Source organism: Curtobacterium luteum (genome assembly GCF_014646995.1).
In the GTDB taxonomy this organism is placed as follows: Bacteria; Actinomycetota; Actinomycetes; order Actinomycetales; family Microbacteriaceae; genus Curtobacterium; species Curtobacterium luteum.
In genome coordinates this window covers 12949-38957 of the sequence record NZ_BMOI01000016.1, presented here as the reverse complement: position 1 = coordinate 38957, position 26009 = coordinate 12949, and the positions used below count along the sequence as shown (strand labels likewise).

The 26009-nt window shown below is 72.2% G+C and carries 26 protein-coding genes; 10 read left to right on the top strand and 16 right to left on the bottom strand.

Translation table 11 applies throughout. The features are described 5' to 3' along the window. The first annotated feature begins 123 nt into the window (after positions 1–123). The 3 genes from IEY20_RS15255 to IEY20_RS15245 all read left to right on the top strand — a co-directional run bounded on the left by IEY20_RS15255 (position 124) and on the right by IEY20_RS15245 (position 2536). On the top strand, positions 124–1044 hold the full coding sequence (locus IEY20_RS15255; RefSeq protein WP_175327554.1) for an ABC transporter ATP-binding protein: 921 nt from the start codon (positions 124–126) through the stop codon (positions 1042–1044). Then, on the top strand, positions 1041–1868 hold the full coding sequence (locus IEY20_RS15250) for an ABC transporter permease (protein WP_175327553.1): 828 nt from the start codon (positions 1041–1043) through the stop codon (positions 1866–1868). The genes IEY20_RS15255 and IEY20_RS15250 overlap by 4 nt, the downstream gene beginning before the upstream one ends. A gap of 107 nt (positions 1869–1975) precedes the next feature. Next, positions 1976–2536 carry a hypothetical protein gene (locus IEY20_RS15245; protein WP_175327552.1) on the top strand — a complete coding sequence of 187 codons (561 nt, stop codon included), beginning with the start codon at positions 1976–1978 and terminating at the stop codon, positions 2534–2536. Here the strand turns inward: IEY20_RS15245 and IEY20_RS15240 are convergent. Further along, positions 2533–2862 (bottom strand): hypothetical protein, encoded by a 330-nt coding sequence (locus tag IEY20_RS15240; RefSeq protein ID WP_031273302.1) that lies wholly within the window; start codon positions 2860–2862, stop codon positions 2533–2535. The genes IEY20_RS15245 and IEY20_RS15240 overlap by 4 nt on opposite strands. 426 nt (positions 2863–3288) lie before the next feature. Between IEY20_RS15240 and IEY20_RS15235 the strand changes: the two genes are divergently transcribed. From IEY20_RS15235 to IEY20_RS15225, 3 genes are all read left to right on the top strand, one after another. Further along, the gene (locus IEY20_RS15235) at positions 3289–4338 is read left to right on the top strand and encodes a YeiH family protein (RefSeq protein WP_175327551.1); all 1050 of its coding nucleotides are present in this window, start codon (positions 3289–3291) and stop codon (positions 4336–4338) included. Positions 4339–4429: 91 nt separating this feature from the next. Next, positions 4430–4858 (top strand): hypothetical protein, encoded by a 429-nt coding sequence (locus IEY20_RS15230; RefSeq protein ID WP_022903364.1) that lies wholly within the window; start codon positions 4430–4432, stop codon positions 4856–4858. 735 nt (positions 4859–5593) lie between these two features. After that, a complete protein-coding gene (locus IEY20_RS15225; protein WP_148286133.1) occupies positions 5594–5818 on the top strand; it encodes a hypothetical protein in 225 nt (74 codons plus the stop codon). Positions 5819–6153: 335 nt separating this feature from the next. On the opposite strand, the gene IEY20_RS15220 is transcribed toward IEY20_RS15225, so the two are convergent. Beyond that, on the bottom strand, positions 6154–6441 hold the full coding sequence (locus IEY20_RS15220) for a hypothetical protein (RefSeq protein WP_188889282.1): 288 nt from the start codon (positions 6439–6441) through the stop codon (positions 6154–6156). 100 nt (positions 6442–6541) lie between these two features. Between IEY20_RS15220 and IEY20_RS15215 the strand changes: the two genes are divergently transcribed. Next, entirely contained in the window at positions 6542–6766 is a 225-nt protein-coding gene (locus IEY20_RS15215) for a cold-shock protein (protein ID WP_031273308.1), read from the top strand. 422 nt (positions 6767–7188) lie between these two features. On the opposite strand, the gene IEY20_RS15210 is transcribed toward IEY20_RS15215, so the two are convergent. From IEY20_RS15210 to IEY20_RS15165, 10 genes are all read right to left on the bottom strand, one after another. Next, positions 7189–8022, bottom strand: coding sequence for a GntR family transcriptional regulator (locus IEY20_RS15210; protein ID WP_175327548.1), 834 nt, complete (start codon positions 8020–8022; stop codon positions 7189–7191). Between the two features lie 22 nt (positions 8023–8044). After that, positions 8045–8677, bottom strand: a complete 633-nt coding sequence (locus IEY20_RS15205; protein WP_175327547.1) for a TetR/AcrR family transcriptional regulator — start codon at positions 8675–8677, stop codon at positions 8045–8047. After that, on the bottom strand, positions 8674–9297 hold the full coding sequence (locus IEY20_RS15200) for an isochorismatase family protein (protein ID WP_175327546.1): 624 nt from the start codon (positions 9295–9297) through the stop codon (positions 8674–8676). The genes IEY20_RS15205 and IEY20_RS15200 overlap by 4 nt, the downstream gene beginning before the upstream one ends. A 112-nt stretch (positions 9298–9409) precedes the next feature. Beyond that, positions 9410–10864, bottom strand: coding sequence for an MFS transporter (locus tag IEY20_RS15195; RefSeq protein ID WP_268239170.1), 1455 nt, complete (start codon positions 10862–10864; stop codon positions 9410–9412). A 46-nt stretch (positions 10865–10910) separates the two neighbouring features. Then, positions 10911–12614, bottom strand: coding sequence for an amidase (locus IEY20_RS15190; protein WP_175327545.1), 1704 nt, complete (start codon positions 12612–12614; stop codon positions 10911–10913). After that, on the bottom strand, positions 12611–13519 hold the full coding sequence (locus IEY20_RS15185; protein ID WP_175327544.1) for a carbon-nitrogen hydrolase family protein: 909 nt from the start codon (positions 13517–13519) through the stop codon (positions 12611–12613). The genes IEY20_RS15190 and IEY20_RS15185 overlap by 4 nt, the downstream gene beginning before the upstream one ends. After that, positions 13516–14652: a pyrimidine utilization protein A gene (gene rutA, locus IEY20_RS15180; protein WP_229728096.1), complete on the bottom strand. Its 1137-nt coding sequence runs from the start codon at positions 14650–14652 to the stop codon at positions 13516–13518. The genes IEY20_RS15185 and rutA overlap by 4 nt, the downstream gene beginning before the upstream one ends. Before the next feature lie 25 nt (positions 14653–14677). Next, positions 14678–15715, bottom strand: coding sequence for an ABC transporter permease (locus tag IEY20_RS15175; RefSeq protein ID WP_022903906.1), 1038 nt, complete (start codon positions 15713–15715; stop codon positions 14678–14680). After that, positions 15715–17343 (bottom strand): sugar ABC transporter ATP-binding protein, encoded by a 1629-nt coding sequence (locus IEY20_RS15170; protein WP_175327543.1) that lies wholly within the window; start codon positions 17341–17343, stop codon positions 15715–15717. Before IEY20_RS15170 ends, IEY20_RS15175 begins: the two co-directional genes overlap by 1 nt. Beyond that, positions 17340–18521, bottom strand: a complete 1182-nt coding sequence (locus IEY20_RS15165; protein WP_175327542.1) for a sugar ABC transporter substrate-binding protein — start codon at positions 18519–18521, stop codon at positions 17340–17342. The genes IEY20_RS15170 and IEY20_RS15165 overlap by 4 nt, the downstream gene beginning before the upstream one ends. A gap of 624 nt (positions 18522–19145) precedes the next feature. On the opposite strand from IEY20_RS15165, the gene IEY20_RS15160 reads away from it, so the two are divergent. After that, entirely contained in the window at positions 19146–19661 is a 516-nt protein-coding gene (locus IEY20_RS15160) for an NADPH-dependent FMN reductase (RefSeq protein WP_175327541.1), read from the top strand. Continuing rightward, the gene (locus IEY20_RS15155; RefSeq protein WP_175327540.1) at positions 19658–20161 is read left to right on the top strand and encodes a flavin reductase family protein; all 504 of its coding nucleotides are present in this window, start codon (positions 19658–19660) and stop codon (positions 20159–20161) included. Before IEY20_RS15160 ends, IEY20_RS15155 begins: the two co-directional genes overlap by 4 nt. Positions 20162–20276: 115 nt before the next feature. On the opposite strand, the gene IEY20_RS15150 is transcribed toward IEY20_RS15155, so the two are convergent. Then, positions 20277–21353, bottom strand: coding sequence for an ABC transporter permease (locus tag IEY20_RS15150; RefSeq protein ID WP_175327539.1), 1077 nt, complete (start codon positions 21351–21353; stop codon positions 20277–20279). Then, entirely contained in the window at positions 21350–22231 is an 882-nt protein-coding gene (locus IEY20_RS15145) for an ABC transporter ATP-binding protein (protein WP_175327538.1), read from the bottom strand. Before IEY20_RS15145 ends, IEY20_RS15150 begins: the two co-directional genes overlap by 4 nt. 205 nt (positions 22232–22436) lie before the next feature. Here IEY20_RS15145 and IEY20_RS15140 point away from each other — a divergent pair, with 205 nt between their 5' ends. Beyond that, complete coding sequence (locus IEY20_RS15140) at positions 22437–23939, top strand: LCP family protein (protein ID WP_175327537.1); 1503 nt, start codon at positions 22437–22439, stop codon at positions 23937–23939. Between the two features lie 16 nt (positions 23940–23955). Here IEY20_RS15140 and IEY20_RS15135 read toward each other — a convergent pair whose 3' ends face one another. Both IEY20_RS15135 and IEY20_RS15130 read right to left on the bottom strand, forming a co-directional pair. Beyond that, the gene (locus IEY20_RS15135) at positions 23956–24639 is read right to left on the bottom strand and encodes a response regulator (protein ID WP_175327536.1); all 684 of its coding nucleotides are present in this window, start codon (positions 24637–24639) and stop codon (positions 23956–23958) included. After that, positions 24621–25964, bottom strand: a complete 1344-nt coding sequence (locus IEY20_RS15130; RefSeq protein WP_175327535.1) for a sensor histidine kinase — start codon at positions 25962–25964, stop codon at positions 24621–24623. Before IEY20_RS15130 ends, IEY20_RS15135 begins: the two co-directional genes overlap by 19 nt. Positions 25965–26009: the final 45 nt, after the last annotated feature.

Sequence of the window (26009 nt, the reverse complement as noted above, 5' to 3'; positions counted from 1 at the left end):
GTGCCCGTTGTGCGGCGTGCGTGTTCGCTGATTGCGCACTGTGGCGACACCAGTTCGGGGGTCAGCACATCTCCGTCGCACGGGGGACGCGGGCCGGCTGGGGGTCCCCCTAGCGTTGGCTGCGTGATCGAAGTCGAGCACCTCACCAAGCACTACGGCCAGAAGATCGCCGTCAACGACGTCTCGTTCGTCGTCCGTCCCGGGAGCGTCACCGGCTTCCTCGGGCCGAACGGCGCGGGCAAGTCCACGACGATGCGCATGATCATGGGGCTCGACCGCCCCACTGCGGGGGGGGCGATCGTCAACGGGGCGCCCTACCGGAGCTTCCCCGACCCGCTGCGGCAGGTCGGGGCGCTGCTCGAGGCGAAGGCGGTCCACTCCGGACGCAGCGCGTACAACCACCTGCTCGCGCTCGCCGCGACGCACGGGATCCCGAAGGCGCGGGTGCACGAGGTCATCGACATGACCGGACTCGACGCCGTGGCCAAGAAGCGCGTCGGCGGGTTCTCGCTCGGCATGGGGCAGCGTCTCGGGATCGCGGCAGCGCTCCTCGGCGACCCGAAGACCCTGATCCTCGACGAGCCGGTCAACGGCCTCGACCCGGACGGTGTCGTCTGGGTCCGGCAGCTCGCCCGCCGCATGGCCGCCGACGGCCGCACGGTGTTCCTCTCCAGCCACCTCATGAGCGAGATGGCACAGACCGCCGACCGGGTCGTCGTGCTCGGCCGCGGCCGGGTCCTCGCCGACGCCCCCATCGCAGAGTTCGTGGCCGGCGGCGAGTCGGGCGGCGCCAACCGCGTGCTCGTCCGCACCCCCGCACCCGACCAGCTCTTCGGAGCGATCGGCTCGGAGGCGTCCGCCGTCACCCCGCGCGAGGACGGCGCCTTCGTCGTCGTCGGCCCCGACGCCCGGCGCATCGGCGACGTCGCCGCGCAGGTCGGGGCACCGGTCCACGAGCTCACCCCGATGGGCGCCAGCCTGGAGGAGGCGTACATGGCCCTCACCCGCGACGACGTCGAGTACCGATCGGAGGGCGCCCGATGAGCGCCGTGACCATGCCCCGCTCCACGAACGTCACGTTCCCGCGGCTCGTCCGGAGCGAGTGGATCAAGCTCCGCAGCATCCGGTCGACCGTGTGGTGCTACGCCATCGTCGTCCTGCTGACCCTCGCGATGGCCTTCCTGCTCGTCAGCATCGACACCGGTGTCCCGCGAGGTGCCCCGGTCGCCGCGGCGAACGCGCTCATCGTGCAGATCGGCACGGTCAGCGTCTCGCTCACCGCGCTCGTGGTCGCGGTGCTCGGCGTGCTCATCATCACGGGGGAGTACGGCACCGGGCAGATCCGGTCCTCGTTCACCGCTGCGCCCGGACGCACCGGCGTCGTACTCGCGAAGGCCGCGGTCCTCGCCGTCACGACCTTCGTGGTGAGCGCCGTCTCGACGTGGGTCGGGGTCGCGATCGCGGCGTCGCTGCAGTCCGGTCGTGACATCCACCCTGACCTCGCCGACCCGTCGGTCTTCATGCCGATCCTCGGGTCCTCGGTCTACGTGACCCTGGTCGCGCTGCTGGCGTTCGGCATCGGGCTCCTGGTCCGTTCGAGTGCCGGCGGGATCGCCATCGCGCTCGGCATCCTGCTCGTCCTGCCCACCATCGTGCAGGTCTTCGCCGCCCTGACGAACCAGCAGTGGATCATGGATGCCTCGCAGTTCCTGCCGTCCTCCGCAGGCGCGCAGCTCTACGCCTTCGACGGCGGTCAGCAGGGCGACGGCCTGCACCTGAACGGCTGGGGCGGCTTCGGCGTCCTCGCCGCCGAGGTCGTCGTCGTCGGTGCGGTCGCCTTGACGGCGGCGCGCACGCGCGACGTCTGACGACGTCCACGGTCGACCTGGAGGCCCGGGTCACGTGAGCAGGTCTGCTCACGTGCTCCGGGCCTCCCGTCGTGCTGCGCGCAGTCCGCGCGTGTTGACTGGTGGCCATGGATGCGGGGGAGTGGCCGTTGCCGCGGTGGGCCGAGGTCGGGAGCGTCGTCGTGGCGGGGGTCGCGATCGTGCTGGGGATCGTGCTGCGGCTGGCGCCGGAGGACGAGCCGTTCGAGACCGTGCGGTTCGTGTTCCAGCTCATCGGACTCGGCTGTGCCTCCGTCGCGATCGCCGTGGGCCTGACAACGATGGCTCGGGGCCGCCTCGGCGCCTCGGTCCTACCCGAGAGCCGTCGCTTGGATCGGAGGACTCGACGCCGGATCGGGGCGGCGGCCGTCGGCCGGGTCGAGCCGCCCAGCGGGACCGACGGCCTCGTCCGGAGCACCGCGAAGCGGGTTGTGACCCTGATGCGGACCTCGGTGCTCACGGTGACCGGCATGCTCGTGCTGGAGGCATCTGCTCTCGCCCAGCGCTCAGACGGTGATGCGTGGCGATGGCTGTTCCTGCTCGCGGCCGTGATGTTCGCCGTGGCGCTCGTGGCCTCGTTGTGGCAGTACCACGGGGCGCTGCGGGTGCTCGCCCGGAGTGAGCCCGCCCCGGCGGACGAGGTCCGCTAGCGCCGACCGAAGACCGCGGCGAGGGCCTCGCGGAAGCGCGACGGGCGACGCGGCGCGAGCGGCAGCGTGCGCGTCTGGTTCGGGAACGCCAGGTCGTGCAGCATGTTCCGCTTCGAGCCGTCCCAGTTCGCGAAGAGGTACGCGCCACCGAACGAGGTGAGACTCCGAACAGGCGTGCGTTTCCAGTTGCGGGCGACGTAGTACCCGGAGTGACCGGCACTGATGTTGCGGATCACGGTGTCGACGTCGATGACGCTCGTGGTCGTGACGACGGCGGTGATGCCCGTGCGGTCGCGGGCAACGTACTCGATGAGGTGTTCGGACACGGCGGGCTCTTCGTGCTCGTGGGGCAGGGCGGGGACACGGAACCGCCGTTGCTTCCGGAGGTCAAGGATACGTCGAGGGCGCCGATCCGGTCACGGGTCGGAAACGACCTGCGTGCTTCCGCGCCGGGCGGACGATGGCGGGTGCCGCGGCCGCCCGAGTCTCGCCGTGCGCGACACTCCTCGCGCTCTCGACCACGAGCAGTGTCGCTGCGGCCGAGTCTCGGTCTGCGCCGCCCGAGTCTCGTACCCAGCGACGGTGCTCGCGCTCCCGATCGCGAGCAATGTCGCTCAGGCCGAGTCTCGTGCCCAGCGACACCGCTCGCGCTCCCGATCGCGAGCAATGTCGCGCCGGCCGAGTCTCGGGGTCGGCACCGCCGCGACGCGCACCCGGTAACACACCGGGGCGCGGGTGGCCATGCTGGGACGGTGCCCCTGATCTCCTCCGCCGTCCGTCCTGCCCTGCCAGGCGTCGCCGTCGCCGTGGCGGTCGGCATCGTCGCGACCGCCGTCGGGACCCTGGTGCCCGTCGTCGGTGGCCCGGTGCCCGCCGTCGTCCTCGGGGCACTGCTCGGCTGGCTGGTCCGTCGACGGACCGACGGTGGCCTCGGCCTGCTCGCACCCGGGGTGAAGTTCGCGTCGAGCCGGGTGCTGCAGGCGGCCGTCGTCCTGCTCGGCGCGCAGCTCTCGATCGGCGCGGTGCTGCGCATCGGCGCCGAGACCCTGCCGGTGATGCTCACCACCCTCGTCGTGTGCCTGGTCGGGGCGTGGCTCATCGGACGCGCGCTCCGGGTGTCGTCGACGCTCCGCACGTTGATCGGTGTCGGGACCGGGATCTGCGGCGCCTCCGCGATCGCCGCCGTCACGCCCGTCGTCGGCGCCGTCGGAGCGGACGTCGCCTACGCGATGTCGACGATCTTCCTCTGCAACATCGCGGCCGTCTTCCTCTTCCCACTGCTCGGTCACGCGCTCGGCCTGTCGCAGCACGCCTTCGGCGTCTTCGCCGGGACCGCGGTCAACGACACGTCGTCGGTGGTCGCGACGGCGACCGTCTACGGTCGCCAGGCGACCGACACGGCGGTCGTCGTCAAGCTCGTCCGCACTCTCATGATCATCCCGATCGTGGTCGGACTGGCCGGCCTGGAGGCACGGCGCACCGCCCGCGCACAGGCCGCGTCCGTCGACGGTGCCGGTCGCGACGGGGGCGTCCGCGTGTTCCGGCTGGTGCCGTGGTTCCTGATCGGGTTCCTCGTGGTCGTGCTGCTCCGGACCGTCGGGGTGCTGCCCGCGGCTGCGGCACCCGGGTTCGCGACCGTGGCGACGTTCCTCATCACGGTGGCGCTCGGCGCGATCGGGGTGTCGACCGACTTCGGGGCGCTGCGCCGGGCAGGGTTCCGGCCGATGCTGCTCGGCATCGTGCTGTGGGCGCTCGTGGCGGGCACGAGCCTCGGGGTGCAGGCGGCGTTCGGCATGCTGTGACGAGGCCCCATGTGTGTGCGCTGTGCGCGAGGCGCTGGGTGGCCGAGAGGATGGTCTGGACCACGCGAGCGCGTCGGTCGGAGAGGACACAGTGTCGGACACGACGAGCAACGGTGCACTGCAGGCGATGATCGAGCGCGCCGGTCGGATCACTGCCGAAGAGGCCGAATCACTCGACGTCACCTGGAAGGCCGACGAGGGCATCCTCGTGCCGGAACCGAGCGCATCGCTCGCGATCCAGGGCGGCGCGGACGGGCGGATGGTCACGAACGCCGACCTCCTCGCCGCCTGGCAGCACGCGCTCGACGCCGCCGGCGCAGCGGGACGCGTCGAGGAGATCGAGGCGGCACAGGAGGCCGGACGCGCCGTTCGGCACTCGGACGCGCATCTGCGCGACCGCGCCGGGGCGGAGGAGGCCGTCCGGTCCGCAGTGCTCGCGACCGGCGTGCGCGACCTCGTCTCGGACGACGAGTACGCCACGCTGACGGCCGCCTGGCGGAAGGTGCTCGGGGAGGTCTGAGCGGCAGTACGTCGCGTGGCACGCCCTCGGTGGCCACGGTGCGCCCGCGACTCCTGCTCAGGAGCAGTCGTTGGTGATGCTGAGACGGCGGTCCCGTCGCTCGGGGCTGGTCCTGGACCGCCTGATCACCGGCCCCGAGGCCAGGGGACGCACGACCGGTGCGATCGCACGACCCCTGCTGCGGTCCTAGTCACAGATCCTGTGGTAGATGTACGCCGTGCAGATCTGCGTCTTCTTGTCGCAGCCCTTCTTGGTGTAGGTCTCGGTCCACGAGTGACACACGAGCGGACCTGCGTGGGCCGGAGCCGCGGCCGCAGGCAAGACGATTCCCACCCCCGCCAGTGCCACGACCAGCCCCATACCTGCCAATGCTCGCTTGACATTGCTCATTGCATTTCCCCCTGTTGTTCAGTGCCGTTCGGCCACCATTGTAGACATCATGGACGTTCGACTCTGCGACCAGCACTCGCGTCGACACGATCCGCGCCCGCTGTTCCTCGAGACGCGGTGATGGCCGGTCGACGGACGTGTTCATCCTGAAGGATGACCCGAGGTGCTGTTGCACGATGCAATACTCGCCGTCACGTTCGCTTCTCGACCCGGCTCCCGCACGCGGTGAGCAATGGGCGGGGCGTGCCGCTGGGGGCTCTTCGTCAGGAATTCACGATGCTGCAGGGCGCATTGTGCTGGGGGCGGACGTTGCATGCTGTTCGAATCACAGGAAAGAGACGTTCAATGAAGAAGAAGATCGCAGCAGTGCTCGCTGGTCTTGCGCTCATCGCTGGCGGGGTGATGGTGGGGGCTTCTCCGGCTTCGGCGAAGGAATGCGCCTACGAGAAGGGCGCTGAATGCACCGGCTGGTACCCGAACGTCAACACCTGCAAGGGGATCGCCTACCGTGGAACCTTCCAGCAGATGCGTGCATGCGAGGCGTGGGCCGGATGGGGATCGCACGGCTGAGCCATGTCGACGCTGCTCGCACGCAGCAGCGCTCGATCGAGCGTGAGCGGTGGGGAGCACCGAGGACCGTAGCGCTCGGCCGTTCCCGCCGGGCTCACCTCGGCGTCGGAAGGGAGGCCCGGGCCACGTGAGCAGACCCGCTCACGTGGGCCGGGCCTCCCGAGCGACCACCGTGGCGGCAGCCGCGCGTCCCGCCCTCACGCCACCCGCGAGTCGATCACCGCCCGCCCCCCCGGGACCGCGAGCAGCTGCGAGCATGCGACCGCCTCCACGTTCTGAGGAGGAGCACGGCGCCGTTCGCCGACGTCCGCTTCTCGGGTGATCCGGTCGCGGGTTCATCCCGTGTGATCGCTGTCCGCGCGTGCTTCTGCTGTCGCAGGCGTTCGGTCGGGCTGCCGCTTCGTGGCACCACGCTCGGATCGAACGGACCCGTGCAGTGCGAAGCCGATCGCACCGACGGCGGCGGCCAGCAATCCCATCGCTGCGATGACGAACCCGGCTGCGACGAGGCCGACGGAGTCGGGACCCACGACGAGGCCGAGGAGCGCCATGATCACGCCCGCGACCAACGCTCCCACGCCGAGTGCAAGGCTGAACGCGCGAGGCGCAAGTCCGAACAGCATGCTGGCATCCAAGTCCTCGTTGCCGAGCGCGGTCGCCGGTCTGGGTGGCAGGGCTCGAGCGCGCCGCGAGTGGGACGTCTACACGCAGTACAGTGCGATCGTGCAGATCGTCGATGGCGTGTGTGTCTGGTGGAGCGAGGACGAGGGCTGGGGCGCCCTCCGTTCAGAGGCGCTCGAGTCCGATGTCTTCGTGCACTTCTCCGAGCTCACCGGGCCCGGCTTCCTCTCACTGCGGCCCGGACAGACCGTACGGTTCGAGGTCGAGCCCTACCCGGCCGGACAGGACGGGTACTTCTTCCGGGCACACAGCGTCACGATCATCTGATCGAGCATCGGTGACCTGACCGAAGGCGCTGCACGCGGGCAGGTCAGCGCGGCACCCCCCCTCGGCCCCTCAGCGGTCGAGCGCGCTGGTCCACAGGATCAGCAGGAGACCCGTGACGGTGAGCACTTCGACTCCGGACCAGAACCACGGAGCACTGCTCCCTCGTTCTGCCTTCGCCCGTCCGATCCCGTCCCTGCGGATCGCGATGACGACGGCGCGTCCGATCAGTCCGGCCCCTGCCAGTGCGATGGCCACGAGGCCGGACCACGCCCACCACGAGAACTCCGCGGGTCGAGTCTGCCGGACGGGGAGGGCTCTACCTGGGCACACCTCGGAGTGGAGGCCCGGAGCACGTGAGCAGACCCGCTCGGGTGGTCCGGCCTCCCGTCCGGCCACTGTGGCACCAGCCGTGGGGCGCGCCCTCACACCACCCGCGAGTCGATGACCGCCCGGTCCCCCCGGTACCGCGAGAACCCGTACTCCACCGGGGTCCCGTCGGCCAGGCACATCAGCCGCTCGATGTGGAAGATCGCCTGCCCGGGGTCGATGTCGAGCAGGTCGGCCGTCCACTGGTCGGCGTTCACCGTGCTGAGCAGCAGCCGGCGTGCGACCGGCCGCTCGCCGCTCCGGCGCACCAGGACGTCGGGCACGTACGCGGTGAGCGGCTCGGACACGAGGCCCGGGAAGCGCTCCTGCGGCACCCAGCTCGTCCGGACCCGGCTCGGCTCCCCGTCGAACGAGATGAGGCTCTCGACGAAGTACGCCGACGTGCCGGTCATCTCGAGGTTCCGCCGGACGGTCTCCGGCGCGGGGACGAGCTGGACGCAGAGGTGCACGATGCTCAACCGGGGCGAGTCGAAGATGCTCCCGCCAGCGGTCTCGCCGTAGATCGTGACCTCCTCGGTCGTGCGTGCGAGGCTCACGGACGCGACCGGGCGGACGCCGAAGGTCCCGGACCGGGGAGCACGGGTGATGAGCCGCTGCTCCTTCAGCAGGGTGAGGGCTGCACGGAGGACGTTCCGCGTCGTGCCGTACAGGTCGAGCAGCTCCCACTCGTAGGGGAGCGGCCCCGCGAAGCGTCCGGCGACGATGTCGGCGCGGATGAGGTCCGATACCTGACGTGCGGCGTCGGACCGGCGGTTGAAGCCGATCCAGTGCCCGGGTCGGACGTCGCCGACGCCCATGTCGGTCCAGGGCGGAGTGGGACGGCGGTCCACGGGCTCGTCGAGTCCGGGCTCGGGCACGGTGTCGGTCACGAGGCCACCTCCAGGCTGTCGGTCACGAGGCCGCCCCCACTCGTGCGAGGTCCCCGGTCCACCCGGCCCACCGTAGGAACTCCCGCGCGAGCCGCACCGCGTAGTCCGGCGCCTGGATGTCGAGCGACACGAACACCCGCCGGTAGAATGTCGGACCGCCGAGCAGGTCGACCGCGATGCCGAGGTCGACGTCCGGCCGCAGGTCACCGGCGTCCATCGCCCGCTGCAGCATCGCGTTCACGCGGACCCGTCGGTCGAGGTGCCATGCGGCGACGGCCTCGGCCACGCGGGGTTGGTGGGCGGCGAGCTCGACGATGATCGGCAGGGCCCGACCCACCGGCGTCGCGACGAGCGCGTGCACCCAGCCGCGCGTGAGGGCGAGCACCCCGTCCTCGATCGCGGCGTCGAGCTCGGTCGGGATCGACTCCTCCATGAGCCGGATGACCGTCTCGGTGAGCAGGACGTCCCGGCCGGACCACCGCCGGTAGATCGTGGCGGCACCGACCCCGGCGGCGGCTGCGACCGCGCGGATCGTGAAGGCACCGGGACCACCGGTCGCGAGGATCGCCACACACGCGGCGTGCACGGCCTCGTCGACCCCCGCGTCGCGGGGCCGGCCCCGGAGCACGGCGGGGCCGGCGGCGACGGCGCTCACGAGACGCTCCAGTGCGCGAGCACGCGGTCCATCGGCCACACTTCGCCGATCTTCGCGGCGATGTCGAAGAGGTTCGCCTCGTGGACGCTCGGCAGCCGGTCGCCGACGGCCTCGCGGACGACGATCGGCACGAACCCGTGCTGCATGGCGTCGGTGGCGGTGGCACGGACGCAGCCGCTCGTCGACAGCCCGGCGATGAAGAGCGTGTCGACGCCGCGTGCGACGAGTTCCGCCGCCAGCGAGGTCCCGAAGAACGCGCTCGGGTACTGCTTCTGCACGAGCGTGTCCCCGGGCTCCGGCGCGAGGCCCTCGATGAACGCCCCCGTCGGCGCCCCCGGCAGGTACGCCGTGAGCGCGGGCACCTTGCGGAAGAACACGCCCGCGTTCGAGCCGTCGGCGGACAGCGCCATCGTGGTGACGGCGACGTGCACCCCGGCTGCCCGCGCCGCGGCGGTGAGCTCCCGCATCCGGTCCACGGGCTCCTCCACCCCGGCGTACAGCCCGCACGTCCGGTCGACGTAGGCGGTCACCGGGTCGACGACGACGAGCGCCGCCCGCCGTCCCGGCTCCAGCGTGCCGGTGTACCCGGCCGCTGCGTAGTCCTCGTGGTCGTCGGTCATGCGGTCGTGCTCCCGTCGTGTGGTCCGGTGGGGTCGGTCTGGAGGCCCGGCTCGGTGCCGTCGTGGCGGCCGTCGGTCCGCCGCGTGGTCGCGGAGCGGCCCGCACAGGAGGTCATCCGGAGGCTCCCGCCTCGGGGACCGGACCCGACGTGTCGGGCCGGACCGGTGCCTCCCGGTCGGGTGGACCGAACGGTCCGAACGCGACGATGAGCGCACCGAGGGCCGCGCAGCCGGCGAACGTCAGCGCGGCCGAGCGGACCCCGTCGACGAACGCCTGGACCTCCGCCGTCGAGAGGGCGAGCAGGCTGCCGTCGTACGCCGCGGACTGCTGCGCCGCGGAGAGCCCGCTCGTCGCGATGGCCAGGCCGAGCGCCGTCGAGAACAGGAATCCGGCGTTCTGCAGCGCCGAGCGGATCGCGTTGGCGATCCCGCGACGGTGCACCGGCACCCGCACCATGAGCGCGGAGGTGCTCGGCGTCATGAACACGCCCGTCCCGACCCCGACCGCGCCGAGGCCGACCGCGGTCCACCCGTAGGCCCCGTCGTCGGCGAGGGACACGGCGAGCACCGCCGCGCCGACGGCGATGAGCAGCATGCCGATGGTCGACAGTGTCCGTGCGGGCACCCGGCGGGCGAGGACACCGGCGCTCGCCGCGGCGACGGTCGTGCCGATCGGGGTCGGGAGCACCCAGAGCGCGGCCTCGACGGCGTCCTTGCCGGAGACGGCCTGGAAGGTCAGGGACGCGAGGAGGACGAGGGCGTAGCTGGACAGGGCGCAGAGGCCCGCGGCGGAGAACAGGGTGATCGTCGCACGGTCGCGGAAGATCGACGGGTCGACCAGGGGATGTGCGACGCGGCGCTGCGTCCGGACGAACACCCACCCGAGGACGACCGCTCCGACGCCGGGCGCGACGGCCGGGGGACTGCTCCAGCCCGACGAACCGCCGGTCGACACGGCGGCGACGAGCAACCCGACCGCGGCGACGGACAGCACTGCGCCGGGCACGTCGAGCCGCTCGCCGGTCCTCGGGCGTGCGACGCGGGGGACGAGTCGGATCGACCAGAGGAGCCCTGCGAGGGAGACGGGCACCCCCGCGAGGAAGATCCACCGCCACCCGAGGGACTCGGCGACGAGCCCGCCGACGATCGGACCGACGACCTGGCCGACGGCGGCCACCGTCGCGTTGACCCCGAGGCCGAGCGACAGGATCGACTCCGGGAACACGTCGGTGAGCAGCGCCGTCGTGTTCGTGACGATCGCGGCAGCGCCGACGCCCTGCACGAGCCGCGCGCCGATGAGGACGGCGGCGTCGGGGGCGAAGCCGCACGCGAGCGACGCGACGAGGAACACGAGGATCCCGGCGAGGTACAGGCGCCGCCGACCGACGAGGTCCGCGATCCGGCCGAGCACGAGGATGAGCGTCGTCGTCGTGAGCATGTAGCTCAGCAGGACCCAGCTGGACTGCAGGGCGCTCGCGTCGAGGTCCGCGCTGACGTCGGGGAGCGCGACGAGCAGGGCGCTGGAGGAGATGAAGACGAGGACGACGCTGAGGCTCGACGCGCACAGGACCTGCCAGGCGCGGCGGCGGGCGGCGCCCTCGTCGGTGGTGCGACTACGGATGGGACGGCCCTCCCGGGGCGGAGGCGGTGGTGGAGCGCGAAGCGGAGACCGGCGGGACCCGGCGGTGGTGGTCGGTCGCGCGCTGGAACGCGACCGCGGCCGACAGCACCGTGCCGTCCGCCCAGGGACGCCCGACGAGCTGGACGCCGACGGGCAGGCCGTCCGGTGCGACGCCCGCGGGCATCATCAGCGCCGGGAAGCCGACGTAGTCGAACAGGCGGGTGTTCCGCGGCACGACCTCGTGCAGGTTGTGGCGCTCGCCGTCGACGGACATCGTCAGGTCGTCGAGCCGCGGGGCGGTGGCACCGATGCCGGGCGTCAGCACGAGGTCGACGCGGGCCTCGTCCATCCGGGCCACCATCGCGGCCTGCACGAGCGGACGCCGACGCAGTGCGCGGAGGTAGTCGGCGGCGCTCGGCGTGAAGGCGACCTCGAAGCGCGCCCGGGTGCCGGCGTCGAAGCGTTCGGCGGTCGCGGCGTTCGCCTCCTGGTTGGCGGCGAGCTCCCCGTAGAAGACCGTCCAGCACTCCGAGTCGACGGTTTCGAGGTCGTCGAACTCGATCGGGACGACCTCGGCCCCGAGCTCGTGGAACCGGTCGACCGCGGCCTCGTGTGCCGCGAGCACGGCGGCGTCGACGCGCTCGGTGAACCAGGACCGCGGCACACCGATGCGCATCCCGACGACCCGGGCCGGGTCCGCGGTGAGGTCGGGGACGGCCGGGTACGTGGACGGGTCCGCGCCGTCGTCGCCGGCCAGCACGTCGAGCACCAGCGCGAGGTCCTCGGCGCTCCTGGCCATCGGCCCGACGTGGTCGAGCGTCCAGGACAGGCTCGTGACCCCGGTGCGCGGGACGAGCCCGTGCGTGGGCTTGATGCCGGTGGTGCCGCACAGCGCGGACGGCACCCGGATGGACCCACCGGTGTCGGTCCCGAGCGCGAGGGGCACGATCCGCGCCGCCAGCGCCGAGCCCGACCCGGTCGATGAGCCGCCTGTCCACCGCTCGGCGTCCCACGGGTTGCGGACGGCTCCGTAGCGGGCGTTGTGCGGACCGCCGCAGGCGAACTCGGTCGTCGCCGCCATGAAGACGGGGATCGCGCCGGCCGCCCGGAGCCGTGCCGTCACCGTGGCGTCGGCCTGGGCGACCCGGTCGCCGGTCTGGAGCGAACCGCTCGTCACGACGGTGTCGGCGACGTCGATGATGTCCTTCACCGCGAACGGGACGCCCTCGAGCGGCCGGGCGGTGCCCTCGGCCCAGCGGCGGGTCGACTCGGTGGCGGCCGCGTCGGCACCGGCCACGAGCCGGAGGACGGCGTCCGACCACACCGCGTCGGTCGTCCACAGCGGCGCGAGCGCTGCGAGGACGGCCGTGGGGGTGGTGGCGCCGTCGGCGTAGGCGGCGAGGAGCTCGGTGACCGTGGCGCCGGCGGGGTCCGCCGCGGTGGAGCTCGTCGTCGGCGTGGTGTCGGCCGGCGCTCCCTGGCCCGTGGTCGGGCGGTCCGTCGAGGGCGCGGCCGTGGTCACCGCCTCCAGGAGCCGGGTGAACAGCGCGCGGCTGTGCCCGGGCTCGGCGGCGAGCGACGACGGCGACGCCGGGAGGGGCCGGGCGCGGCTCGCGGCCAGCGCCCGGTCCAGCTCCGGTGCGATCGTCGCGCGCACGACCGTGAACACGTCGGGCGCGGTGGTCGTCGCGCTCACACCGGCACCGCCGGGGCGTGGGCGTCCGCGAGGTACCGGAAGACGCCGGGCTGCCGGTCGCGGCCGAGCGGGAAGTCGGTCCGGGCGGCGGCGACCTCGGACACGTCGATCGTCGCGCGGACGATCGGGCCGGCCTCGTGGGCGGGAGCCGAGACGACGAGCGCGCCCCGCGGGGTGACGACGGACGACCGGCCGAAGTAGCTCACGGTCTTGCCGTCGAGCGTCTCCTGTCCGCCGCGGTTCGGTGCGACGACCCATGCCTGCGTCTCCATCGCCCGGACCTGGAGCTCCTGGGTGAACAGGGTCTCCCGGAAGCCCATCGACGAGACGAAGACGAGCATCACCTCAGCACCGGCCGCGCGCGAGGCGAGCCAGTACTCCGGGAAGCTCCGGTCGTAGCAGATGAGCATCCCGAACCGGGTGCCGAGCGCGTCGAACACGACCGGACCCGAACCGGGCGCGAAGTAGTGCTTCTCGTCGACGTCGGAGAGGTCCTCCTTCGGGATCGAGGTCTTGCGGTAGGTCGGCACGCGCTCGCCGTGCACGTCCGTGCCGTGCACCACGCTGCCGTCGGCGTCGATCAGGACGGCGCTGTTGTAGAGCGCGTCACCGCCGTCCTCGTAGAGGCCGAACGCGACCGCGGTGCCGAGGCGACGGGCGGCCTCGGCGAACCGGGCGGTGGCGGGGCCGGGTACGGGCTGCGCCCAGGCCTTGCGGTCGTCGTTGCGCACGCCGCAGAAGTAGGGCGTGGTCGCGAGCTCGGGGAAGACGACGAGGTCGGCGCCGTCGGCCGCCTGCTCGAACAGGGCCAGGAGTCCGTCGAGGGCGAGTCCGTGGTCGGCGGGCGTCTCGCCGGCCTGCACGATCGAGACCTCGATGACGGGCCCGGTGCTGCCGGTCGTCATGCGGTGACCGCACTCGGTGCGACGGAGGCGACGCCCTCACGGGTGCGCATGAGCGGCTGGATGCGGTTGCCGAAGTCGTCCATGCCCTGCAGGAAGTCGTCGAACACGAGCATGATGCCCTTCGTGCCCTCGACGTCGGCGGCCTCGTCGAGCATCGCCGCGACGTGCTCGTACGAGCCGACGAGCGTGCCCATGTTCATGTTCACGGCGCCCTCGGGCAGGGAGATGCGCTTGGCGGTGTTGCCCTCCTCGCCGTTGGTGTCGGTGAGCGCCTGCCCGGTCATCCAGGCGATCGCCTCGACGTCCACGCCGTCGCTGTACGCCTGCCACTTCGCCTGCGCGGCCTCGTCGGTCTCGTCGGCGATGACCATGAAGAGCACGTAGGAGCCGACGTCGCGGCCGGTCTTCGCCCGGGCCTCGAGGAGTGCCTGGTTCTGCTCGGCGTAGGCGGTCGGCGTGTTCACGCCGACGCCCATCGAGAAGTTGTAGTCCGAGTACTCGGCAGCGAACGCCATGCCCTGGGACGACTGCCCGGCGGACACGATCGGGATGTGCGACGTCGGCTTCGGCAGCATCCGGCAGTCGTTCATCTGGAAGTACTCGCCCTGGAAGTCGCTGCGACCGGTCTCCCACAGCTCCTTCATCACCTGCATGTACTCGGTCTGGTACGCGTAGCGGCGCTTGAAGTGGACCTCGTCGCCCGGCCACAGGCCCATCTGGTCGTACTCGGCCTTCTGCCACCCGGCGACGAGGTTGAGTCCGAACCGGCCGTGCGAGATGGAGTCGACGGTCGCGGCCATCCGAGCCGCGATCGCGGGCGGGATCGTCAACACCGCGGTCGTGGCGAAGAGCCGGATGCGCTCCGTGCGGGCGGCGAGCCCGGCCATCAGGGTGAAGGACTCCAGGTTCTCGTCCCAGAAGCCGCTCGGCCCGCCGAACCCGCGGAGCTTGATCATCGAGAGCGCGAAGTCGAAGCCGTACGACTCGGCCTTCTGCACGATCTCGAGGTTCAGGTCGAACGACGGCTTGTACTGCGGCGAGGCGGTGGAGATGAGCCAGCCGTTGCTGCCGATCGGGATGAAGACGCCGATGTCCATGGGGGACTCGCTTTCTGTGGTGAGGGTCGTGGTCATGGGGGAGGGCTGGAGGGGCCGGAGGTCAGGACCGCTTGGCGGCGGCCTTCGCGGCGCTCGTGACGGCGTGCCGGCGGATCGTCTGGGAGACCGCGACGGCCACGATGAGTGCGCCGCCGTAGAAGAGCTGCTGGACGAAGTTGTCGGCGCCGAGCATCTGCAGTCCGACGACGCCGGAGAACAGGAAGTAGACGGCGATGAAGGTCCCGACGGCGTTGAAGCGTCCGGGGACGATGGCGGTCGCGCCGAGGTAGCAGGCGGCGAACGCGGGGAGCAGGAACGACTGTCCGCTGGACGGGTCGGCGCCGCCGAGCGTGCCGGCGTAGACGACCCCGGCGACCGCGGCCGTGAAGCCCGCGCCGACGAACGCGCCGACCCGGAGCCGTCGGACGTTCAGGCCGGACAGCTCGGCGACCGTGCGGCCGGTCCCGACGAAGAGCAGGCGCCGGCCGACGGGGGTGGCGCTCAGGACGATCAGCACGACGACGGTCGCGACGAGCCCGTACACGAAGGCGAGGGGCAGGCCCGCGAGACCGCGCCAGCCCACGGTGGCGTTCACGAGGGCCGGGTCGACACCGGTCACGGAGGAGGAGGCGCTCATCCACTGGATCAGGCCGATCATGAACGTCGACGTGCCGAGCGTCACGATGAACGAGTCGATCCGGAACGCCACCGTGAGCAGACCGTTCACGAGGCCGACGACCACGCCGATGACGAGCCCGACCAGGATGGCCGGCACGAGCGGGACGCCCGCCTGCGCGTTGAGGACCGCGATGGTCATCGCCGACAGCGACATCGTGGACGCCCCCGACAGGTCGAACTCGCCGGCCGTCAGCGGGAACAGGAAGCCGAGCGCCAGGATGAGCAGGACCGACTGCGAGCCGAGGATGTTCTGCAGGTTGCCGAGCGTCGGGTAGGTGTCGGGCAGCACGACGCTGAACGCGATCACGATGACGAGCCATGCGCCGAGGAGGGCGTAGCGCTCGGTGTGGCCCCAGCTGAAGCGCGGGCGGCCGGGGCGGGGGATGCCGGTCTCGAGGACGGGCTCGGCGGTGGTGGACATCAGGCGTTCTCCTTGACGGGGGAGGAGTCGACGGGGGTGGGAGGGTCGACGGTGCTGGCGACGACCGCGGCCGCGATGACGTCGCGGTCGATGCGGTCGCCGGTGAGCACGTCGTGCACGCGGCCGTGGGCGAGGACCACCACGCGATCGCAGACCTGGGCGAGCTGGTCGTGGTCGGTGGAGGCGCAGACGATCGAGACGCCCTGGTCCGCGCTGCGCCGGAGCATCGCGAAGATCGCCGCGCGGGCCCCGACGTCGATGCCCTGCGTCGGCTCCTGCAGGAGGACCAGGCGCGGGTCGTCCTGCATCCACTTCGCGAGCACGGCCTTCTGCTGGTTGCCGCCGGAGAGCGTCCCGAACAGCGCGGCCGGGTCGGCGGGCCGCACGTCGTACTCGCGGACGAGGCCGGCGACGTGCGACCGCTCGCGGGCCGGGGAGAGCCCGAGCAGCCCGCGGAGGCGTCCGAGCACCGGCAGTGTCACGTTCTGCTCGACCGAGAGCGTCAGGGCGCCGCCCTCGCGCTTGCGGTCCGCCGGGACGTACACGACGTGCCGCGCGATCGAGTCGGCCGGGGTGGCGCGGGCCAGGTCGGTCGTCGCGCCGTCGAGGGTCAGCGTGCCGGTCGCCGTCCGGGCGCCGTAGAGGCCGGGGAGGACGTCCTCGACGCCGGACCCGGCGAGTCCGGTGATGCCGACGACCTCGCCGTCCGCGACGTCGAAGGACAGCCCGTCGACCGGGCCGACCGTGAGGTCGCGGACCCGGACGACGGCGTCGCCGGTCGCGGCCGGGCGCGAGGCCCTGGTCGTCTGGCCCTCCACGCCACGGCCGACGATGAGCGACACGAGTTCGTCCGCGGTGGTGGTGGCGGTGTCGCGGTGGGCTTGCACCCGCCCGGCGCGCAGGACCGTGACCCGGTCCGCGTACTCGAGCACCTCGGACATGTCGTGCGACACCAGGAGCGCCGACGTCCGACCGTCGGACACGAGGTCCTTGACGACCCGGAAGAGCAGGTCGGCGTCGTCCGGCGGCAGGAACACCGTCGGCTCGTCGAGGACGATGAGGGACCGCTCGTCGCCGAGCTCGGAGACCGCGCGGAGGATGGCGACGAGCGCCTTCTGCGTGTCCGTGAGCGCTTCGACCCGGGCACGGGGGTCGATGTCGACCCCGTACCGCTCGAACAGGGCGGCGGCGGCGCGGTGCTCGGCCCCCCACCGGACGAACGGTCCGCGGCCGGCCACGACGGACGCGAGCCGGAGGTTCTCGGTCACGCCGAGCGACGGCACGAGGGCGAGGTCCTGGTGGACGAAGCTGATGCCGACGCGTCGGAAGTGCCCGGGAGGCACGGGGAGGGGGAGTCGGTCGCCGCGGACCTCGATCGTCGCCCCGGGGTCCGGGGCGTAGGTGCCCGAGAGCACCTTGATGAGGGTGGACTTGCCCGACCCGTTCTCGCCGAGCAGCGCGTGCACCTGGCCCGGACGGACCTCGAGGTCGACGTCGTCGAGGGCGGTCAGTCCGCCGAAGCGCTTGGTGAGCCCGCTGATGCGCAGGACGGGCGCGGTGTCCGCACCGACCCCGGCGGCCGCAGCGGACGCTGCGGAGCCGAGGCGTGCCTCCCGGGTGTCGGTCACTTCGCCGGGCCCCAGATCTTCTCGTACCCGGTCTTGTAGGCGTCGCCGTAGCCCTTGCTCGGCTCGGGCGGCGTGCCCGTCTCGTCGACGTTGTCCTTCGTGAAGACCTTGAGGGGCGTCTGCTCGTCGCCGTCCTCGATGATCGGGGTGTCGGTGAGCACGCGACCGGCCTGGTCGATCGTGGCGTAGGCGAGCCACTCCATGTTCTCGCCGATGTCCATCGTCATGACGTTCCCCTGCTGCAGGATCTTCATGACCGCCGGGGTACCGTTGTACGAGGACGTGTGCACCTGGCCGGTCTTGCCCGCTGCCGTGACGCCGGCCTCGACGAAGAGCGCCATCGAGTCGTAGATCGGCAGCACGTAGTCGAGGTTCGGGTCGGACTGGATCGCGGACTGCACGGTCGACGAGATCTTCGTCGCCCAGTCGGCGACCGGGACGTTCGTGACCTTCACCGTGCAGCCGGAGCAGTACTGGTCGAACTCCTCCTGCATGGCCTCGACGATCCCGTTCGACGGCGGCACCTCGGAGGAGGTGATGATGAGGACGTCACCCGTGCCCTTGGTCTCCTTGATGGCCCAGTCGGCGTTGAGCTTCGCGGCCTCGTGGAACGGCGCGGTGACCTGGGCGGCGACGAGCGGCTGGAGCTGCGACGGGAGCGCCTGCCCGGTCTGGTAGGTGTGGCTGACCAGCACCGGGATGCCCGCCGCCTTCGCCCGCTTCAGCGCCGGGACGATCAGTTCGCCGTTGACGCCCTGTGCGAGGACGATGATGTCCGCCTTGCGGCTGATCGCCTGGTCGATGCCGGCCGACTGCTCGGTCGGCGTGCCCTGGTTCGTGTACTCGATCCACTTCGCCCCGTACCGCTCCGCGAGCGCCTCGCCCGCCTCGTCGACGGAGACGATGAACGGGACGGCGGACGAGTTCGGGATGTTGAAGATGGTCTTGCCGGCGATCTTCGACAGGTCGAAGGGCTTGCCCTCGAACGTGAACTCGGGGTCGACGCTCGCGGCGGTGATCTGCCTGGTCGCGTGGGTCACGCCGGCCGCGTCGTCCTTCGAGCCGGTGGACGCGGTGCTCGTGGCGGAGCAGGCGGAGAGGACGAGGACGCCGCTGAGGGCGGCGGCGAGGATCGCGGGGCGGGCGAAGCGTGTTCGGGTCGGTGCGGGGGACGACATCGGTCGGTGACCTCCAGGACGTGGTGCGGGGACGGGTGGGGGTGCTGCGGGAACGACGAACACCCCGCGGCGCGGGGTGGGCGTGACGGCGTGGGACGACCGGTCACGGGGAGGGTGCTGCTGCACCGGCGGCGATGGCGTCGGTGGGACGGGGCCGCTCCGGTGGGGCTGATGCGAATGTAACGGCCCGGCCGAGCGTGCAGGGGCCTGCGCGGTAACGGTCCTGTTAGGCATTTGTTTCGCTGGTGTTAGGCCACCGTGCCGGGGTGCCCGGACGGACCCGCGAACCGCGCGCCCGCGGCGATCCCGTCCGCGCCACGGACCCGCGTCGATGTGCGGATCGGCGCCGTTCCGGGGCGGCGGCGGGTGGGCGCAACACGGCGGACCCGCGACGGACGGATTCCGGGAACACGTCTCTCACAAGTCGGCGGTCGGCGACCGGCGCATTGCCGCCGTGGACCGCCGGTGACCGGGTCCTGACCAGGCCGTTCCGTGCGGACCGACCTCGACGCCCCTGGCGTAACGGACTCGACACCGACGCGCCACGACGGCGAAACGCGCCGGGAGTGGACTGCACGCAGCGGACACCGCCACCACACCACCCCGAGCACAGGAGCGCACCGGATGATCACCACCGTCGTCGTCGGCAACCCGAAGCCGGCCTCGCGGACCCTCGACGCCGCGACGGTCGTCCTCGAGCGCCTCACCGGTCGTGCACCCGACCACGTCGTCGACGTCGTCGAGCTCGGTGCGGGGCTCCTCGGCTGGGGCGACGAGGGCGTGGCCGAGGCCGTGCGGACCACCGCCGCCTCGGACCTCGTCGTGGTCGCGTCGCCCACGTACAAGGCGACCTACACCGGCGTGCTCAAGCTGTTCCTCGACCAGTTCGCCACCGCTGACGGTCTCGCCGGGGTCGTCGCCGTCCCGCTCATGCTCGGCGCCGGACCAGCGCACGCGCTCGCCCCCGAGGTCTTCCTCAAGCCGGTCCTCGTCGAACTCGGCGCGACCGTGCCCGCCCCCGCCCTGTACCTCAACGACAAGCACTACTCGGAGCCCGCGTCGACGGATGCCTGGACCGCGCGCTGGCGCGACGTCGTCCTCGGTGCGGCCACGAGCCTCCAGGAAGGAACCCGCTCATGATCAGCCCGTACTCGACCGAGGCCCCCGACCTCTCCGCGCTCCGCGAGGCCTTCTCCGGCTTCCCGTGCGGTGTGGCGGCCCTGTCCGCGATCGTCGACGGCGAGCCCACCGTGCTCGTCGCGTCGTCGTTCACGGTCGGCGTCTCGCAGGACCCGCCCCTCGTGATGTTCGCGGTGCAGCACACGTCCTCGACCTGGCCCGTGCTGCGCGGCGCCGAGACCATCGGCGTCTCGGTGCTCGGCGAAGGGCACGCCCAGGTGACGCGCCAGCTCGCGTCGAAGGACAAGTCCGTGCGGTTCGTCGGGGTGGACACCTCGGTCTCCGAGACGGGGTCGGTGTTCCTGCAGGGGGCGCCGATCTGGATGGAGTGCTCCGTCGAGCACACCTACCCGGCGGGCGACCACGACATCGTCGTCCTGCGGGTCCTCGGGCTCATGTCGGACTTCGCGCACAGCCCGCTCGTCTGGCACCGGTCAGGGTTCGCGACGCTCACCGCGTGACCGACCGGGGGCCGGTCGACGTGACCGACCCGGAACCGGTCGACGGACGGGAGGCCCGGATCACGTGAGCAGGTCTGCGCACGTGGTCCGGGCCTCCAGTCCGTCCCTCGCGGCGTCAGCCGCGGATCGCCTCCGCCAGCTTCACGCGACTGCCGGTCCGCAGCAACGCGTTCTCGTAGATCCGCGCGCCGACGAGGATGACCACGACCACGGACGCGAGGAGCACCAGGAGCGACAGCACGGGCTCCCACCAGGCGGCCGACCCGAGGAAGATCCGCATCGGCATGCCGATCGCGGCGCTGAACGGCACGTACGACATCACGCCGAGGACCGTCGGGTTCGAGTACGCGACGATGATGAGCACGTACGGGATCATCACGAGCATCATCACCGGGGTGGTGACGCTGCCGACGTCCTCCTGCCGGGAGACGAGCACCGCGGAGGCCGCGAAGAGCGCCGCGATGAGCACGAACCCGACCGCGAAGAACCCGACGAACCACAGCATGCTCGGGCCGAGCAGGGTGAACAGGTTGTCCTGGCCGGTCACGGCGAGCGCGATCGTCGCCGCGATCGCCACCGCGACGATCTGCGCGAACGCCATGACGCTGTTGCCGAGCACCTTCCCGGCCAGCAGGGCTCGGGCCGGGATCGCCGCCATCAGGATCTCGACGACCCGGGTGGACTTCTCCTCCACCACGCTCTGCGCGATCGACTGCCCGAACGTCACCGCCGAGGCGAAGAACACGACGCCGAACGCCAGCGCGACGGTGTACGCGAGGCCTTCGGGCAGCGCATCCGGGTCGAGCAACTCGACCTCCGGCGAGACGCTGAGCGCCTGCACGACCGCCGTTGGGGTCGAGTCGAGCCCGACGACCGAGAACCCGAGCGGGTCGTCGGAGGGCACGATCGCGGCGTCGACCTCCCCGTCGCGCACGAGCCGTTCGGCGGCCGCGGTCGTGGCCGTCGGCGTGACGTCGAGTCCCACGGACGACGGCAGGGAGACGCCCTCCGCCACGGCGACGGGGGTCTTGTCGTCGGCCGTCGCACCGCCGACGATGCCGGACACGACGATCGACGCGACGACCATCAGGACGAGGACGAGCGCGGAGACGATGAACGCCTTGCTCCGGACCCGCGCCTGGATCTCCCGGGCGCTGACCAGCCGGACGGCGGACACGAACGAACCGGTCACCGGATGACCTCCCGGAAGACCTCGCTCAACCGGGGCACCCGGGGAGCGAACGACCCGACGGTGCCGGACGACACCGCACGCTGCAGCACGGACTGGGCGACCGCGTCGGAGGCCTCGAACACGGCGTAGCCGCCGTCGAAGTCGCGGACCGTGACGCCCGGCTCGTCCCGGAGCCAGGCGACGTCGCCGTCGACGAGCAGTTCCCACGCGGGCGGCCCCGCCTGCCTCCGGAGGTCCTCCTGCGGACCGGACGCACGGATCCGGCCGTCGGCGATCACGACGACGTCGTCGCAGAGGCGCTCCACCACGTCGAGCTGGTGGCTCGAGAACAGCACCGGGACCCCGTCGGCGGCGGCTTCCCGGAGGACCCCGAGCACCACGTCTACGGCCATCGGGTCGAGCCCGGAGAACGGCTCGTCGAGGACGAGTACCTCCGGGTCGTGCGCGAGTGCGGCGGCGACCTGCACGCGCTGCTGGTTGCCGAGGGAGAGCTTCTCGACCTCGTCGTCCGCGTGCTCGCCGAGCCCGAGCCGTTCCAGCAGGTCTGCGGTCCGGTCGGCGGCCTCCCGCTTCCCCACCCCGTGCAGGCGGGCCAGGTAGGTGACCTGCTCCGCGACCCGCATCTTCGGGTACAGCCCGCGCTCCTCCGGCATGTACCCGAACCGCTTCCGGTCGGCCGGCCGGAGCGCGGTCCCGTCGACCGACACCGTCCCCGCGTCGGCGTCGAGCACCCCGAGCAGGATGCGCATGGTCGTCGTCTTGCCGGCCCCGTTGCCGCCGACGAACCCCGTCAGGCGTCCGCGGCCGACCGCGAAGCCGACGTCGTCGAGCACCCGGCGGTCGCCGAAGTGCTTCGTCACACCGTCGATGGTGAGCATCGCTGGTCCCCTCCCGTCGGCGCACCTCGCCGACACCCCGACGCTACGGCCGGGAGGCACGGCCCACCTCCGGCTGTCGGCGGGTGTTCCGGTGTGGTCGCCTCCTCCACGCGGGGGAGTGGGGCGGTCACAGCGGTTCCGGGGCGGTCCTGGATACGATGCGGCGATCGGTGCCGAAGAGCCCGGGAACACCGAGGGGACGACCGTGGGCGACGCAGTACAGGGGGCGGACGGGCCGGAGCGTTCGGACGGGCCGGAGCCGGGAGCGGACGGTCAGGACACCGTCGCCGGTGCGGCCACCGTCGACGGTGCGGCGACCGCCGCCGGTGCGGCCACCGCCGCCGGCGCGGCCACCGGGTTGCCGCGGGCGGAGACCGCTGAACACCGACCCGGTGTCGTGCGGCACGGCCGGCTCCGCACCCGGAGCCCGCTCGGCTTCGCAGCGCGCACCCTGGCGATCGCAGCCGCCGTGGCAGTCCTCGGCGCCAGCTCCGTCGCGGCGATCGCGTCGTGGCAGGTCGTGCGCACGGCCAAGCCGCCGGTGTCGCTCGCGATGCCGGGGACGACCGCCAAGCCCGCGCCCGAGCTCACCGCGCAGTCCGGCGAGGTCAACATGCTCCTGGTCGCCACCGACACCCGGGACGGACAGGGTGCCGGGTTCGACGACGCGGCCAACCGCCGGGCCAGCTCGGGTGTCGGCAACAACGACACGACACTGCTCGTGCACATCTCGGCCGACCACACGAACATGGCGGTCGTCAGCTTCCCCCGTGACCTCGTCATCCCGATCCCGGCGTGCACGAACGACAACGGCTCCGTGACCCCGGCGACCGATGCGGCGATGCTCAACACCGCCCTGTCGCGCGGCGGCGAGCAGCACGGACTCGGGTGCGTCGCGAAGACCATCGAGGACCTCACCGGGCTGCAGATCCCCTACGCCGGCATGATCACGTTCGACGGCGTCGTCGCGATGGCCGACGCGGTCGGGGGCGTGGACGTCTGTCTCGCCACCCCGATCGTCGACGACGACGTGACGCCGGCGCTCGACCTGCCCGCCGGCGTCCGGGAGCTCTCCGGCGCCCAAGCGGCCGCGTTCCTGCGCTCCCGTCACGGCGTCGGCGACGCGAGCGACCTCGGCCGGATCAGCAACCAGCAGACCTTCATGTCCGCGCTCGCCCGGCAATCGGTGTCGGCGGGCACCCTCACGAACCCGGCGCGGGTGCTGCGGCTCGCGGAGACCGCCGCCAAGCACATGACCCTGTCCGACACGCTCGCCGACGCGACGACGCTGGCACGCATGGCCCTCGCCGTGCAGAACGTCGGGCTGTCGGAGATGGTGTTCGTGCAGTACCCCGTCGTCGACGACCCGACGGATCCCAACCGTGTGGTCGTCGCCGACGAGGCGGCAGCACAGCTCGACGCCGTGCTCCAGGCGAACGAACCCGTCGTCCTCGGCTCCGGCAGCCTCGGGCGTTCGGCGGTCCGCGACCCGTCGGCGAGCGCGTCGCCGTCGGCGAGCAGCTCTGCGGCGCCGACGCCGACGTCGACGGTCGCTCCCGGTGGTGGGACGACGGCCGGTCCGACGGGCTCTGCGTCCGCCGGCACCCCCGGCGCGACCGGGACGCCGACTCGGACGTCCTCGCCGCTGCCGGACATCGTGTCCGGGCAGAGCGCGGACACCGTGACCTGCGCGAAGCGCGACGGCTGAGCCCGGGTCGCCCGGGCTAGCCCGCGACGCCCTGCTCGAACGCCCAGACCACCGCCTGGATCCGGTCCCGCAGCGCGAGCTTCTGCAGCACGTTCGACACGTGCGTCTTGACCGTGGCGTCGCCGACGAACAGCTCGCGGGCGATCTCGGCGTTGCTGAGTCCCCGCGCGAGCAGGCGCAGCACCTCGGTCTCGCGCTCGGTGAGCCCGGCCGCGGTGACGGCGGCGGAAGCGGAAGCAACCGGGCGTCGGGAGGACCCGAGTGCGGGTGTGGCGGTGGCCCGGCTGATGACCCGGCGCGTCACGTCGGGGGCGAGCAGGGCGTCCCCGGCGGCGACGGTCCGGACTGCCTCGATCAGTCGCTCGGGGGAGGCGTTCTTCAGCAGGAACCCGCTCGCCCCCGCTTCGAGCGCCTGGAAGAGGGCGTCATCGTGGTCGAACGTGGTCAGCACGAGCACCGCGGGCGGGTCGTCGAGCGCCGCGATCCGCCGAGCGGCCTCGAGTCCGTCGACGCCGGGCATCTGCACGTCGAGGCAGACCACGTCCGGACGGAGCCGCACGACCGCGTCGACGGCCTGCGCACCGTCCGCCGCTTCGCCCACCACCCGCAGCCCGGGTTCCGACTCGAGGATCACCCGGAAGCCGGCCCGGACGAGCTCCTGGTCGTCCGCCAGCACGATGGTCAGGTCGTCGGCAGCCATGCCCGCACCAGGTACCCTCCCCGGGTGCGCGGCCCGATCTCGACGGTACCGCCGACCGCGGCGACCCGTTCGCGCATCCCGACGTGGCCGAGCCCGCTGCCGGTGGTGTCCCGGACACCGCCGCGGCCGTCGTCGGCCACCTCGACCTCGAGCGCGTCCGTCAGGTAGCGCACGCGGACGTCGGCCCGTGCGTTCTGCCCGGCGTGCTTGAGCACGTTCGTCACGGCCTCCTGGGCGACGCGGAAGGCAACCGAGGCGACCGTCGGCGGGACGGGACGCTCGTCGCCGACGACCGACCACTCGGCGGGGTGCCCGGCGGTGCGGGCCGCCTCGACGACCTCGGCGATGCGGCCGATGCCCTCCGTGCTCGGCGCGTCCCCGTCGGCCCCCGCGGCGGATCCGGTCGTGCTGCCGTGGCCGTGGCCGTGGCCGTCGCCGTCGCGCAGGGTGCCGAGCATCCGCCGGAGTTCCTCCACCGCGGTGCGGGCGCTCTGCTCCACCACGCCGAGCGACGCGGTGGCCTGCCCGGGATCGCTGCCGATCACCCGTCGTGCGGCTCCGGCCTGCACGCCCATGAGCGCCACGTGGTGCGCGACGACGTCGTGGAGCTCCCGCGCGATCCGCAGTCGCTCGAGCGTGACCGCCTGCGCCGCCGACCGCTCGCGCTCGGCGGCGAGCTCAGCGGTGCGGACGTCGAGTTCGTGCCGGGCGACCGCAGCGCCCCACGCCCGGTTGCCCGCGTACCAGGCGGCCCCGAAGTAGACGACGTTGATGAGCACGTTGAGCAGCGAGTACGCGATGTACGGCGGGATGACGGCACCGTCGTCGTTCGGCAGCGAGGTCGGCATCGACCAGCCGAAGACGATCGCGAGGAACAGCCACGCGAACATGCCGCCGATCACCACCCACCGCACGGCCTCGGAGCGGAACCGGTCGGAGCACCAGGCGCCCACTGTGTAGATCCCGATGAAGAGCGTGAAGTTGACGACGAAGAGCTCCGGCACGTGCAGCAGCTGCATCCCCACGAAGGCGAGCGCGACGACCACGAGCGCGGTCATCGGCCACCGCCGCCGGAACGCGATCGGTACCGTGTTCGCGAGCACCATGAGCGCGGACACCCACCACGCGGCCTGGTCGTCGTCGTACGCACCGGACGCCCCGTACAGCACGGTGGTGATCGCCATCCCGACCGCGAGCACCGCCGCCAGCAGCACGTCCTGCCGCCACTCCCGCCGCCCGACCGGCAAGCGCGACCACGCGGTGTCCGGCGGTCGCGACCACGCGGTGTCCGGCGGCCGCGACCACGAACCCGTCATCGCCCCCATGCCACCACGGTACCGAACGGCCGGCACCGGGCGGGATTAGTCTCC

Excerpts from the sequence above, each read along its gene's own strand:
- IEY20_RS15165 (WP_175327542.1), bottom strand. The coding sequence starts at position 18,521 with ATGTCGTCCCCCGCACCGACCCGAACACGCTTCGCCCGCCCCGCGATC.
- IEY20_RS15225 (WP_148286133.1), top strand. The coding sequence starts at position 5,594 with ATGAAGAAGAAGATCGCAGCAGTGCTCGCTGGTCTTGCGCTCATCGCT.
- IEY20_RS15200 (WP_175327546.1), bottom strand. The coding sequence starts at position 9,297 with ATGACCGACGACCACGAGGACTACGCAGCGGCCGGGTACACCGGCACG.
- IEY20_RS15220 (WP_188889282.1), bottom strand. The coding sequence starts at position 6,441 with ATGCTGTTCGGACTTGCGCCTCGCGCGTTCAGCCTTGCACTCGGCGTG.
- IEY20_RS15145 (WP_175327538.1), bottom strand. The coding sequence starts at position 22,231 with ATGCTCACCATCGACGGTGTGACGAAGCACTTCGGCGACCGCCGGGTG.
- IEY20_RS15185 (WP_175327544.1), bottom strand. The coding sequence starts at position 13,519 with ATGACGACCGGCAGCACCGGGCCCGTCATCGAGGTCTCGATCGTGCAG.
- IEY20_RS15155 (WP_175327540.1), top strand. The coding sequence starts at position 19,658 with ATGATCAGCCCGTACTCGACCGAGGCCCCCGACCTCTCCGCGCTCCGC.
- IEY20_RS15130 (WP_175327535.1), bottom strand. The coding sequence starts at position 25,964 with ATGGGGGCGATGACGGGTTCGTGGTCGCGGCCGCCGGACACCGCGTGG.
- IEY20_RS15135 (WP_175327536.1), bottom strand. The coding sequence starts at position 24,639 with ATGGCTGCCGACGACCTGACCATCGTGCTGGCGGACGACCAGGAGCTC.
- IEY20_RS15245 (WP_175327552.1), top strand. The coding sequence starts at position 1,976 with ATGGATGCGGGGGAGTGGCCGTTGCCGCGGTGGGCCGAGGTCGGGAGC.
- IEY20_RS15250 (WP_175327553.1), top strand. The coding sequence starts at position 1,041 with ATGAGCGCCGTGACCATGCCCCGCTCCACGAACGTCACGTTCCCGCGG.
- rutA (WP_229728096.1), bottom strand. The coding sequence starts at position 14,652 with ATGACCACGACCCTCACCACAGAAAGCGAGTCCCCCATGGACATCGGC.
- IEY20_RS15160 (WP_175327541.1), top strand. The coding sequence starts at position 19,146 with ATGATCACCACCGTCGTCGTCGGCAACCCGAAGCCGGCCTCGCGGACC.
- IEY20_RS15175 (WP_022903906.1), bottom strand. The coding sequence starts at position 15,715 with ATGTCCACCACCGCCGAGCCCGTCCTCGAGACCGGCATCCCCCGCCCC.